This is a genomic window from Sphingobacterium populi (assembly GCF_001586775.1).
Lineage (GTDB): Bacteria > Bacteroidota > Bacteroidia > Sphingobacteriales > Sphingobacteriaceae > Sphingobacterium > Sphingobacterium populi.
In genome coordinates this window covers 709,775-723,147 of the sequence record NZ_LQXS01000001.1, presented here as the reverse complement: position 1 = coordinate 723,147, position 13,373 = coordinate 709,775, and the positions used below count along the sequence as shown (strand labels likewise).

Annotated in this window: 13 protein-coding genes; 10 read left to right on the top strand and 3 right to left on the bottom strand. The window is 40.1% G+C overall.

Annotated elements, in window-relative coordinates; translation table 11 throughout:
- Positions 1-5 precede the first annotated feature (5 nt).
- The 3 genes from idi (at position 6) to A0125_RS02820 (ending at position 1,744) form a co-directional block, all read left to right on the top strand.
- Positions 6-548 carry an isopentenyl-diphosphate Delta-isomerase gene (gene idi, locus A0125_RS02830; protein ID WP_066751815.1) on the top strand — a complete coding sequence of 181 codons (543 nt, stop codon included), beginning with the start codon at positions 6-8 and terminating at the stop codon, positions 546-548.
- Positions 549-676: 128 nt separating this feature from the next.
- Entirely contained in the window at positions 677-1,030 is a 354-nt protein-coding gene (locus tag A0125_RS02825) for a hypothetical protein (protein ID WP_066751812.1), read from the top strand.
- Positions 1,031-1,231: 201 nt separating this feature from the next.
- Entirely contained in the window at positions 1,232-1,744 is a 513-nt protein-coding gene (locus tag A0125_RS02820) for a GNAT family N-acetyltransferase (protein ID WP_066751809.1), read from the top strand.
- On the opposite strand, the gene A0125_RS02815 is transcribed toward A0125_RS02820, so the two are convergent.
- Entirely contained in the window at positions 1,745-2,299 is a 555-nt protein-coding gene (locus tag A0125_RS02815; protein ID WP_066751806.1) for an NADPH-dependent FMN reductase, read from the bottom strand.
- A gap of 110 nt (positions 2,300-2,409) precedes the next feature.
- Here A0125_RS02815 and A0125_RS02810 point away from each other — a divergent pair, with 110 nt between their 5' ends.
- Positions 2,410-2,784, top strand: coding sequence for a YkvA family protein (locus A0125_RS02810; protein ID WP_066751803.1), 375 nt, complete (start codon positions 2,410-2,412; stop codon positions 2,782-2,784).
- An 84-nt stretch (positions 2,785-2,868) separates the two neighbouring features.
- On the opposite strand, the gene purL is transcribed toward A0125_RS02810, so the two are convergent.
- Both purL and A0125_RS02800 read right to left on the bottom strand, forming a co-directional pair.
- Positions 2,869-6,546, bottom strand: coding sequence for a phosphoribosylformylglycinamidine synthase (purL, locus tag A0125_RS02805; protein WP_066751800.1), 3,678 nt, complete (start codon positions 6,544-6,546; stop codon positions 2,869-2,871).
- 110 nt (positions 6,547-6,656) lie between these two features.
- Positions 6,657-7,193, bottom strand: a complete 537-nt coding sequence (locus A0125_RS02800; RefSeq protein WP_066751796.1) for a lipocalin family protein — start codon at positions 7,191-7,193, stop codon at positions 6,657-6,659.
- 314 nt (positions 7,194-7,507) lie between these two features.
- On the opposite strand from A0125_RS02800, the gene A0125_RS02795 reads away from it, so the two are divergent.
- The 6 genes from A0125_RS02795 (at position 7,508) to uxaC (ending at position 13,266) form a co-directional block, all read left to right on the top strand.
- Positions 7,508-7,699 carry a biotin carboxylase N-terminal domain-containing protein gene (locus tag A0125_RS02795; RefSeq protein ID WP_066751793.1) on the top strand — a complete coding sequence of 64 codons (192 nt, stop codon included), beginning with the start codon at positions 7,508-7,510 and terminating at the stop codon, positions 7,697-7,699.
- Between the two features lie 8 nt (positions 7,700-7,707).
- On the top strand, positions 7,708-7,860 hold the full coding sequence (locus A0125_RS16560) for a hypothetical protein (protein ID WP_082784860.1): 153 nt from the start codon (positions 7,708-7,710) through the stop codon (positions 7,858-7,860).
- 268 nt (positions 7,861-8,128) lie between these two features.
- Positions 8,129-8,587: a DUF4268 domain-containing protein gene (locus A0125_RS02790; RefSeq protein ID WP_066751790.1), complete on the top strand. Its 459-nt coding sequence runs from the start codon at positions 8,129-8,131 to the stop codon at positions 8,585-8,587.
- Between the two features lie 9 nt (positions 8,588-8,596).
- Positions 8,597-9,403, top strand: coding sequence for a S1/P1 nuclease (locus tag A0125_RS02785; protein WP_082784859.1), 807 nt, complete (start codon positions 8,597-8,599; stop codon positions 9,401-9,403).
- Between the two features lie 51 nt (positions 9,404-9,454).
- Complete coding sequence (locus A0125_RS02780; RefSeq protein WP_066751788.1) at positions 9,455-11,458, top strand: M13 family metallopeptidase; 2,004 nt, start codon at positions 9,455-9,457, stop codon at positions 11,456-11,458.
- A gap of 407 nt (positions 11,459-11,865) precedes the next feature.
- Positions 11,866-13,266 (top strand): glucuronate isomerase, encoded by a 1,401-nt coding sequence (gene uxaC, locus A0125_RS02775; protein ID WP_066751785.1) that lies wholly within the window; start codon positions 11,866-11,868, stop codon positions 13,264-13,266.
- The last annotated feature ends 107 nt before the right edge of the window (positions 13,267-13,373 follow it).

Below are 13,373 nucleotides of genomic sequence, written 5' to 3'. Positions count from 1 at the left end.
ATTGTATGGAGAGAAATAAGGTAGTAATAGTAGATCGCAACGATAATTCGCTAGGAGAGATGGATAAACTGTTGGCGCACGAACGCGGTGAACTCCATCGTGCATTTTCCGTATTTATTTTCAATCATTCCGGCGAAATGTTGATTCATCAACGCGCCGCTGATAAGTACCATGGTGGTGGATTGTGGACCAACGCGTGCTGCTCACATCCACAACTACAAGAAGATCTGGAGCAAGGCGCTTTACAACGACTCCAATATGAGATGGGTTTGGTTTGTCCGATCCGCAAGCTGTTTTCCTTTATTTACCATGCCCACGTTGAAAATAATTTGATTGAGCACGAGTTCGACCACGTTTTTGTTGGTTATACGGATAACAATCCAATACCTAATCCTACAGAAGTGCAAAGTTATCGTTGGATCTCGGTGGATAGTTTACAGGAGGAGATTCTGACTTTCCCAGATACATTTACGTATTGGTTTAAGTCCGCATTAGATCAAGTTATAGAAGCGCTAGAAAAATCTAACTTGTTGACGGCTAATCGTTAAGCATTAGTCAGTCGATTTTTTATCGAAAACGCCCAAACCGTACCTTTAATTCATTTGTTATTAAATACAAGAAGCAACATTTCACTGCAAGATTTGCCTGCTAAATTTTAATTTCAAAACAGATATTGATGAAATTTTCAATTATATTATTGGTGGCTACCACCGTATTTCTTACAGGCACAGCTTGTGGTAGCAAGCGCATGAATAATAATGATACAGTGCAAGCACCATCAGGCATGGATGCCTCACGAAATCTCGTGATTTATTATGATAAGGATACAGGAAACGAACAATTATTAGAAGCCGTACAAACTTTTGGCGCTGAAATCGTGTATTTGTACGATGCTTTGAGTGGCGTAGCGATTAGTATTCCGGATGATAAGCCAATGGAAGATGCGATCAGTTACTTTGAAAATATTGCAGGAGTAACCTCCGTTGATCGTGACGGTATGATGTCCATCCAAAATCAAATGGACAAATAAGCTGCCGAGAGGGATCATATTTTCTGAATAAGTTTTCACAAATGTTTGAATAGCATTACATTTGTGAAAATTACTACTACGGGTGACAACAAAATACCACAAAATTCTGACCTTAACGGCTAATAACTCATCATTAGCGCGGGTCAAAGATAATGTTATACGTAGTCGTTATACCATATTTACCTCCCAACTTCTTACCGAATGAGTACGCTCCGTTATAGAGATAGTACAATAGATGATTTGCCTTCTATTGTGGATATTTACAATTCTACGATTGCATCGCGATTGGTCACTGCAGATGTAAGCCCAGTATCTGTCGAAAGCAAATTGAATTGGTTTCACGACCACACAGCTGATAAACGCCCTTTGTGGATGATCGAAAAAATAGAAGATGGCGCGTTGGTAGGCTGGGTAAGTTTCCAATCATTTTATGGAAGACCAGCCTACGATGGTACGGTGGAGATTAGCATCTATCTAAACGAATCGCAGCGAGGCCAAGGGTTTGGCAAAATGGTGCTACAGCACTGTCTCGACCGAGCACCGAGTTATGGTATAGATGTTTTACTAGCGTATATATTTGCGCATAATACGCCTAGCATTAGCTTATTCGAAAAATTTGAATTTTCGGAGTGGGCACATCTTCCCAATATCGCAGTGCTCGACGGACAGCGGCGTAGTCTAAAAATTTTGGGTTTGCGACTGAACGTCGGGTAGTTAACCCTGTTTGTTGGCAAAATCTAAGTACGCGGACAATACTTTTTGTAAAAATTGACCGCTTTCTTCTTTTTGTAAAGCGCCATCTTCATTAAAAATATTTTGTACGTTGGCAATATAAACCTCCGGTTGAGCTAGCGTTGGCATGTTGAGGTAAGCCAATGTTTGTCTAAGGTGATGATGCGCACCAAAACCGCTTTGATCACTAATCGAAGAAGATATGACTAATGCGGGTTTTCCATCCCAAGCGCTACTCCCGTAAGGGCGCGAAGCTACATCAATGGCATTTTTTAATACTCCTGGTACCGAGCGATTATATTCTGGTGTGATAAAAATAATACCATCAAATGATTTGATCTGCTCTCGGAATGGAGCATATTCTGCTGGCTCACCACTTTCATCGTAATCTTGATTGTATAAGGATAAATGGCCTATCTCTACCATTTCGAGTGAAACACCTTCTGGCGCATGATTTTGCAAATATTTACCTATTGCTTTGTTGTAAGAACCTTTGCGTAGAGAACCTACTACTATTCCAATCTTTTTAACTGACATACTGTTTTCATATTGATGTATCCTACAAACACATGCAACTATAATTTGGTTTTTCCTTGGGCATAGTTATTGTCTTCTCTAGTTGATTTAGTGAACAAGAAAGGACGATAATGATTAAACCAAGGTATTTTGTGAAGGCTTTAGCACTGTATAAAGTATTTAAAACTTATCAACTAAGTAGAAAAGATTTGGATAAGGCAGACAACTTGTCAGCACATCTTAAAGCACATACTGAAGATTTTAAGTTGATGGTGCGCATGGCAAAAGATACGCTGACTGGAAAATATAAGATGAACACCTGGAATATGTCTATCATCGTAGGTACCATCGTATATGTGATTTCACCTTTGGATGCCGTTCCCGATATTATACCAGTATTAGGCTGGTTGGATGATGTGGCGATCGTGAGTTATGCACTCAGTAAATTGCAAAAGGAAATACAGCGCTATCAAGAACAACAGCAATTGCACCCGAGCAAATTGTAAAATAAATGCAAAAAGCAAAAAAGGCTCTTCATTTCGTTAGACGATTCGAAGAGCCTTTTTTGTTTATAATTTTGAGTAGGTTTCTTATGCCGATGGATGTGATTCAATCCATTTGCGCGCATTTACGAATGCTTCTAACCATGGCGAAACCTCATCTTGCCGACCAGCCGGATAATTAGCCCAGTTCCATTGAAATATAGAACGTTCGATGTGTGGCATCGTAACTAAATGACGACCAGTAGCATCGCATAGCATTGCTGTATTGTAATCTGATCCGTTTGGATTATGTGGATAAGCTTCATAACCATACTTTCCGACAATGTGGTACTGGTTTTCGGCCTGTGGTAAATGGAATTTACCTTCACCATGCGAAATCCATACGCCCAATGTGCTACCCGCTAAGGTAGAAAGCATGACTGATTTGTTTTCCTCAATACGAACCGAAACAAAGTTAGATTCGTGCTTGCCCGACGTATTGTGGTGCATCTTACCATGTTCTGCATGTGAAGGATTGATTAATTCTAACTCCATAAATAACTGACAACCATTGCAAATACCAACTGATAGCGTATCTGGTCTGGCAAAGAAGTTATCTAATGCTTTCTTCGCTTTTTCGTTATATAAGAACGCACCGGCCCATCCTTTAGCAGATCCTAATACATCCGAATTGGAGAATCCGCCAACAGCACCAATGAATTGAATATCTTCCAATGTTTCACGACCACTAATTAAATCGGTCATGTGTACATCTTTCACATCAAATCCAGCTAAGAACATAGCATGTGCCATTTCACGCTCACTATTCGATCCCTTTTCGCGAATGATCGCTGCTTTGGGCTTAGGTGCAGTTGGGTCGATTTTTGGTAATTTTCCATCAAAATGAGTAGGTAGTACAAATTGAAGAGGTTGCTCTTTGTAATTCGCAAAGCGCATTTCTGCCGTACCATTTTTGGATTGTTTTTGATCCAATAGGAAAGAGGTCTTGAACCAAGTATCTCGCAACGCCGCTACGCTAAAATCCAATTCATCGCCGTAGTTGACTAAGGTGATAGTATCACCAGTTTTTGCTGTACCAATTTTGACCAATGCGATATCTGCTGCTGCAAATGCCGATTCTAAAGCTGCGTCTTCTGTAGCTTGCAGTACTACCGCAATATTCTCATTGAATAATGTTTTGACGCTATCTTGCTCTTCCAGTGCAGTCAAATCATAGCGTGCACCTACATTTACTGAAGCAAAGGAAAGCTCCAATAAAGTAGTCACCAATCCACCAGAGCCAATATCATGACCTGCAGCAACCAATCCTGCCTCAATAGCGTTTTGAATAGTATTAAAAGCCCTCTTGAAAAAGTCTGCGTCCTTGATATCAGGCACTTCTTGCCCGACTTTATTTAAAATCTGTGCAAAAGAAGAACCGCCTAATTTGAATTGATCTTGAGATAGTGCAACATAATAAATCGATCCAGCATCTGCTTTCAACACCGGCTCGATCACTTTAGTGATGTCGCTACAGTTACCAGCTGCTGAAATAATGACCGTACCAGGCGCTATTACCGCTTCGCCATTTGGATATTTCTGCTTCATGGAAAGCGAATCTTTTCCTGTCGGAATATTGATTCCTAACGCAATAGCAAACTCTGAACAAGCTTCTACGGCTTGATACAATCGGGCATCTTCTCCTTCATTATTACAAGCCCACATCCAGTTTGCAGAAAGTGAAAGACCCTTTATTCCATCTTTGATTGGCGCAAATACCATGTTTGACAAGGCTTCGGCAATCGCGGTGCGGCTAGCTGCTGCCGGATCTACGATAGCAGCTACTGGCGAATGACCGACTGTGGTAGCGATCCCTTCTTTTCCTTTGAAATCCAACGCCATTACACCCACATTGTTTAATGGCAATTGCAACTCTCCAACACATTGCTGTTTCGCAACGCGTCCACCAACACAACGATCTACTTTATTCGTTAACCAATCTTTGGCTGCAACCGCTTCCAGTTGCAATACTTGATCGAGGTAAACTGGAATCTGATCAGCACTATATGCTAAATCAGCATATTGACGTGCGATCGTCTGATCGCGCATAATCGTTTTTGGCGATGAACCAAAGAAATCTTCCAATGCATAATCCATCGGTTTTGCACCGGTGGTTTGCGAAGCAAATGTGAAACGATGATCGCCGGTCACATCACCAACTGTATACATTGGTGCGCGCTCGCGGTCGGCTATGGTTTTTAAACCTGTGATATCTTGCTCGCCAATCACTAATCCCATACGTTCTTGAGATTCATTTCCAATGATCTCTTTGGCAGAAAGGGTAGGATCGCCCACAGGTAATTTGTCCAAATCGATCAACCCACCGGTATCTTCTACCAATTCAGACAAACAGTTTAAATGACCGCCTGCACCATGATCATGGATAGAGACAATGGGATTGTGATCGGATTCTACCATAGCGCGCACTGCATTGGCAGCTCGTTTCTGCATTTCTGGATTGGAACGTTGAATCGCATTCAATTCGATTCCCGAACCAAAAGCTCCTGTATCTGCGGAGGAGACAGCAGCTCCACCCATACCGATACGGTAGTTTTCACCACCAAGAATCACGATCTTATCACCTGTCTTTGGCGTATGTTTTTTGGCTTGATCTAACTTCCCATAACCGACGCCACCAGCCTGCATTATTACTTTGTCGTAACCTAAGGTGCGACCATCTTCTTTATGCTCGAAAGTGAGTACCGAACCAGTAATTAATGGTTGACCAAATTTATTTCCAAAATCAGAAGCACCATTCGATGCCTTGATCAGAATATCTACTGGGCTTTGATAAAGCCAATTTCGCTCGGTCACAGCTTGTTCCCACGGACGATCTGCCAACAGACGAGAATAAGCAGTCATATAAATTGCCGTTCCGGCCAAAGGAATCGAACCTTGGCCACCGGCCAAACGATCACGGATCTCTCCGCCAGAGCCTGTTGCCGCACCAGCAAATGGTTCTACGGTGGTAGGGAAGTTGTGCGTCTCTGCTTTAACAGAAAGCACAGAATCAAATGTTTTCTCTTCGTAAAAATCCGGTTTATCAGCCGATTTAGGCGCAAATTGCACCAACTGCGGACCGCCTACAAAGGCGACATTATCTTTATAAGCCGACACAATGCTATTCGGATTAGTTTCCGACGTTTTCTTAATAAGTTTGAACAGGGATGTCGGTTTTTCTACACCATCGATGATAAATGTACCGTTGAAAATTTTGTGACGGCAATGCTCGGAGTTGGCTTGTGAAAAGGCAAATACTTCTGCATCAGTTAATTTTCGATCCAGTTTCTCCGCCAAGTTGTTTAGATAGGTCACTTCTTCGCTATTAAGTGCCAAACCTTCGGATTCATTATATGCGGCGATATCATCAATATCTAAAATAGGTTCTGGTGCGATATCAATCGTATATAAATCTTGCTTTAAAGCGGGGTAACGCTGCGAAATCATCGGATCAAAGTCTGAAAAATCAGATTCTACCGGTTTAAATTCCTCGATACGAATGATGCCTTCGATGCCCATATTTTGGGTAATCTCAACGGCATTGGTACTCCAAGGCGTGAGCATAGCAGCACGAGGACCGACGTATGTTTGTGCAATTTCACTATCTTCCAAGATAGAGGCATTACCAAAAAGCCAATTGAGTTTACGAATAGAATCAGCGGTAAATGCCGTTTGGGTCTGCACTGCGTACACGATACCCTGTTGGTTACGAAAGAAATGGATCATTAGAAATACTGCGTAAGAAATTCTTCAAAATCAAACACAAAATTAGCTAATTTTAGTGTAATTCGTACACAGAAATATCGGTGTTAGTAATTTCTAGCGTTATTAACAATCTATTCATCCTGAGATGCCCAAACCAATTTGTGAGTAGCATAGCCGGAGCGCATAGCATATTGTACGTACTTTTGTCTTATATTTTCAGGCACTTGTTTCTCTCTTGAAAGAATCCACATATAGTTCGTATTTCCGCCAAACACTAGCGCATATTTATAATCTTGATCAATATGCATAATATTGTACCCGGCATAGAGCGGTCTAAAAAACGATACCTTCAAGGCGCCGATATGTTCTTCACCCAAAAACTTCACCTTACCCGATCTTTCCTTCCATTTATCTTTAATTAAATCGTAACCACGATTTAAGACATTAATTGATCCGTCAGCATTGATCGAGTACGTTGCCGTTACTTCTGTAAGATTTTTTTCCCAAAAGAAATCTAGTCTTGCAACTTCATGCCATGTACCCATGAATTTTGATTTATCAAAATCTTCGATTACGGGAACATCCGAACGTACTGGCTTTAGAATATTATATGCTGCCGTACCTGCTGCGATTGCAGTTATGGCTAATAGCGACTGTTTCTTATCCATCTCTTGATTATCTTATACTAAAATAACGCAGGCAAGAATTCTTTGCTGGCGCTAGCTTTTGAAACGTATTATTAGTGAAAGTGTTTTAGCATTTTTTTTAAAAACAGGTTTATTGGAAATTTTCCAATATTACTAATATTAAAATGCTAATTAAATTTATCCGCTTGAACATTTTTTAAAATTATCATTAAAAGTAAAAATAGATAAATAATTCTTTTAAATTAATTAAAATAATTGATGTGTTTTATATTTTTGCAGAAAATTAAGATTTATACCGATTAATGCACTAAAGAGGTAAATACTTCAAAAATAACATGTTTAAAAAACTATTAATAGCAAATCGCGGAGAAAATGCTATTCAGGTTATCAGAGCGGCTGCTAGGATGAATATTAAAACTGTAGCTGTGTATACATACGAAGATCGTTTCTCTTTGCATGGCTACAAAGCCGATGAATCTTATCAAATTGGCACCGTCAATCAAGTTTCGAGGCTTATGATGATGTAGAAGAAATCATGCGTATTGCAATTGAACATGATGTTGATGCCATACATACTGGTAACGGATTGTTGGAAAATGATCTACAATTCACAAAACGCTGCCAGGATGTAGGAATCACAATAGTAAATTCGGAATATGAAGGAGTACTTAAAATGAACAAGTGTTAACTTACTATAAAATTATGGATTTGTAGCAAGAGTTGTCTTAACGATTACGCCACGCTACAGCGCTACCGGAAATCCTTGAGCACTCCAAAAGTATTTCGAGATGAGGCATCAGTAACGTATTGGCACTGGCACATTCTAAACTAGCAAATGTACACGACTGTCATGAAATTCATCCCTATTCGTGTAACATTTTGGAGTAAAAACACATTGGCGATTCCAAAAGTTCTCTCAGATTTGATAATTTTACATTCTACAATAATGAGAAATAGTGTACGCAAGGGAAGAGGTTAAGAAAACGAAAGAAGCATTTTGGACGGCTTACGGACAATATATGCGAAGTGTGCCTTTTGCAGATCCCGAAAAGCAAAGCTGGATCAACTATAAAACGGGCGTAAAACATCTGTTTTTTCGTATGGAAGCCACGAATGATTTTGCGCGTATCAGCATTGAAATGGATCATCCAGACTCCAGCATTCGTGATCTGATATATGCACAATTTATTGAATACCGCTCACTGCTACACGCCGAACTGGGCGAAGAATGGAATTGGATTGCCAACACGAATGACAGATATGATAAAGAAATAGCCTGTATCCAAACCATTATCAAAGCTAATATTATGGAAAAGAATGACTGGCCTACACTGATCTCATTTTTTAAACCTCGCATCATTGCCTTGGACAGCTTTTGGTCTTCCGCAAAATATGCATTTGAACTATTTAAATAATCCACACCCATGATAAAATCAAATATAAATCACCTTTCTAAGGCTATCGTTACTCTACTATTATTGACTGCAAGCAGCACCGTGTTTGGGTGGGGGATGACAGGGCATCGCGTTATTTCAGAAATCGCGGAAACGCATCTTTCCAAGAAAGCAAAGAAGAATATTTACCAGCTAGTAGGCAACCAAAAATTAGCATACTGGTCAAACTGGGCTGACTTTATCAAATCTGATCCAAATCCAGAATTACAGAAAACAGGATCATGGCATTTTGTGAACACATCGGGCAATCTTTCTTATACCGATTTTGTCACCGAATTGAAGGCATCTCCCGACGACAATCTGTACAAAGCATATGCAGCACTTCGCAAAGATGCAAAAGCGCGTCAAGGAGATCTGGCTAGCAGACAACAGCAATTGTATTTTATCATCCACTTATTGGCCGATGCACACCAACCGATGCACGTAAGTCGCAAAGAAGATCTAGGTGGCAATCTCATCAACGTCACATTTTTTGGAAGAAAAAGCAATATTCACCGTGTATGGGATAGCGATTTAGTCGATAACGAAAAATATAGCTACACCGAATATGCGCGTGTGTTGGATTTTGATAAAAACAACTATGCAAAACACACGCAATCTTCATTAGAAGAATGGCTGTACGAGTCGCACCAATTGGCCAATGAAATCTACGATGACGTTGCGAAAGATAACAACCTTAGTTACAAATACATTTTTAACTATAAATCGAAGATGGAGTCATGTTTGCTAAAAGCTGGTTTACGATTAGCAAAGGAACTAAATGATATTTATGGTTAAATAGAAAACCACACTTAAAATGCTATACACAAACATTTAAACAATTAATAGATGAAGAAAACGTTGATCTTAGCAGGAGTGATGCTGGCAACTGGGATAGCCAGTGCGCAGGAGAATCCGGCAATTAACCAAGCACACATGGACAAAACCGTACGTCCGCAGGACGATTTCTACCAGTTTGTAAATGGCAACTGGATGAAAACTGTAGAAATACCTTCCGACAGAGCGCGTTGGGGAAGCTTTGATGAGCTTCGCGAAATGACCGATGCCAACACCCTTAAGCTGCTTCAAAATGCATTAGAGAAAGATTTTGAAAAAGGCACAGACGGGCAAAAGATTGCAGATCTTTACCGATCTTATGTGGATATGGAAGCCCGTAACCACCACGGAATTGAACCTGTAAAACAACAACTAGCCGATATACAAGCTGTCAAAAATCTAAACGATTTATATGACTATTTCGTGAAATATGGCGCTGTAGGCGGCAATCCATTCTTTGGTGGCTATGTTGGTACGCACATGAAAAATTCGGCAATAAATACAGTGTATCTTGGTGGTGGTGGTTTGGGTTTAGGCCGCACTTACTATCAAAAAGAAGATGCTAAGAACACCGAAACTTTAGCCGATTATCAACAGTTTATCAATAGTCTGTTTCCAGCATTTGGTCAAAGAACTCGCGAACTGAAAGGACCGAGCATAGTAGCTTTTGAAAAATCAATTGCTTCAAAGCTGAAAACCGTAGAAGAACAACGAGATGCAAACAAGCGATACAACCCAGTGGCGGTAAAGGATCTTGGCGCTATGGTCAAAAATATGGACGTAGCTGCTTATTTGAAAACGATGGGCTTTCAAGCGGATACCGTTATTATTGGCGAACTGAAATATTACCAGGAACTGGATGAAATCCTAAACGCGCAAAACCTTCCCATCATTAAAGAATATTTAAGCTTTCATGTAATGGACGGTGCTACAGGTTATTTGACCAAAGAGTTAGAAGATTTGTCTTTCGACTTTTATGGCAAGAAATTGCGTGGACAAAAAGAGCAACGTGCGTTGGATAAAAGAGGTTTAGAATTTGTAAATGGCAACGTAGGGGAACTATTAGGTAAATTGTACGTAGCCGCTTACTTTCCGGAAGAAGCAAAAGAAACGTGTGAAGAATTGGTAGGATACCTACGCCAATCATTCGATGCGCACATTCGCGGATTGGCTTGGATGTCGCCAGCAACAAAAGAAAAAGCGCTAGAAAAGCTTTCCAAATTTACGGTGAAAATCGGATATCCAGACAAATGGAAAGATTATTCAAAATTGGAAGTAGGTACTTCGCTGTTTGAAAATATCAACAACGTTAAAAAATGGCGTTTTGAACAAAATCTTGCCAAACAAGGTAAGCCAGTGGATAAATCTGAATGGGGCATGTCGCCACAAACGGTAAATGCGTATTACAGCCCTCTGAATAACGAGATCGTTTTCCCAGCCGCAATCCTACAACCTCCTTTTTATGATTATAAAGCAGATGCAGCAGTAAATTTTGGCGGCATCGGCGCCGTGATTGGTCACGAATTATCACATGGGTTTGATGATTCGGGCTCGCAATACGATGGAGATGGCAACTTAAACAACTGGTGGACCGATCAAGACCGCGAAAAGTTCGAAAAAGCTGCCGATGCGCTGGTAGCACAATTTGAGACTTACGAACCAGTGCCGGGTGTTTTTGTGAATGGTCGATTTACTTTGGGTGAAAACATTGGCGACTTGGGAGGCTCATCGGTTGCATTTGATGCTTTACAAATGTATTTGAAAGATAAAGGAAATCCTGGATTAATTGACGGGTACACACAAAATCAACGTTTCTTCTTGTCTTGGGCTACCATTTGGCGTACCAAAACGACGGACGAATTTGTTGTGAATCAAGTTAAAACCGATCCACATTCACCAGCACAATATCGCGCATTTGCGCCAATCATAAATCTTGATGCTTTTCATGAAGCGTTCGATACCAAACCTGGTGATAAAATGTACGTACCAAAAGAAGATCGTATTGTGATCTGGTAAGTAACTGATTATGCCATACTATAATAGTATGGCATAATTGAGATAAATTCGCAAAGTCCTTGTTGTACGCAATCAACAAGGACTTTTTTTAGGACTTCCAGCGATAACGTTTGCGTAAATATTGTAACCTCTTTTTTCGATCTGAGCATTGTATTCCCTTATCTTGCAGCATAATATAAATATGTATATGATCGAAAGACTATAGCGTTTTTAGCATCTTTTAAATGCGATAAAACGCTGGTCGTCAAAATATTTATAACCAATTGATCATAATTAGGATGCCCTACCTTCTTCCTATAGGAACGGTACGAAGCGGTTCGGTGTGTTGCTGTATAGCGATACAGCAATGCACCAAAAAACGCAGCAAAATCATAAGCTGGAATTAAGCATACAACACAAAAAGCGCAATGAAGAATTTTTTAGATCACAACTTTCTGTTACGCACTAATACGGCACAAGATCTTTATCATCAGGTAGCGAAACATCTACCTATCATTGATTATCATAATCATTTGATGCCACAACAAGTGGCCGCAAATAGTAGCTTTGAAAATATAACTCAGGTTTGGTTAAATGGCGATCATTACAAATGGCGCGCTATGCGTGCCAATGGAGTAGCAGAAAAATACATTACTGGCGACGCAACAGATAAGGAGAAATTTTTAAAATGGGCTGAAACTGTACCTTACACGTTGCGCAATCCGTTGTACCATTGGACACATCTTGAATTACAACGATATTTTGGTATTAACGATTTGCTATCTCCCAAAACGGCCGAAAAAATTTACGAAGAGACAACTGCGCTATTAAAGACACCTCAGTTTTCTGTGCATGGATTGTTAGAACGGATGCATGTAGAAGTTATCTGTACGACTGACGATCCTACCGACACGTTAGAATATCACCAGCAATTTGCACAACAAACTGCTAGTTTCAAAATGCTTCCGGCCTTTCGGCCAGATAAAGCTATGCAGATAGATGATAGTGCCATATTCAACACGTATGTGGATTTATTAGAAACGGTAACGAATAGATCAATCAATAACCTGTCTAGTTATCTGGAGGCATTAAAGGAACGTCACGACTATTTCGCTGCGAATGGTTGCTGCGTATCCGATCATGGATTAGAACATATTTATGCTGAGGATTACACAGAAAGTGAAATCACTAGCATTTTCGATAAAATTCGCCAAAATAAACCTATTTCGTTACTCGAAAATCAACAATTCAAATCGGCAATGTTGATTTATTTCGCACAATGGGATCATGAAAAAGGATGGGTACAGCAGTATCATTTAGGTGCATTGCGTAATAATAATACGCGAATGCTTCGCTCAATAGGACCTGATACTGGCTGGGATTCGATGGGTGATTTTAGTCAAGCCAAAGCACTATCTAAATTTTTAAATCGTTTGGATCAAGAGAACCAGCTAACCAAAACCATCATTTACAACCTGAATCCGGCAGATAATGAACTTATCGCTACGATGGTAGGTAATTTCAATGACGGATCCATAGTGGGAAAAGTACAGTTCGGCGCCGCTTGGTGGTTCTTAGATCAGAAGGACGGCATGACCAAGCAATTAAATACCTTGTCGAATATGGGCTTATTGAGCCGATCAGTAGGAATGTTGACCGACTCGCGTAGTTTCTTATCGTTTCCGCGGCACGAATATTTCCGGAGATTACTATGCGATATCTTTGGAGAAGATATAGAGCAAGGTGAGTTGCCGAATGACACTGAATTGATAAGGAAGGCTATTGCTGACATTTGTTACTATAATGCCCGCGACTATTTTAATTTTTAATGGTCTTTAATGGCGCTTGCGGTGGTATTTTTATATTATATTCATATAATTGTTAATGAAATGTTATTAATATCGATATTCGATTGTAAAAATCATATATTTGGATA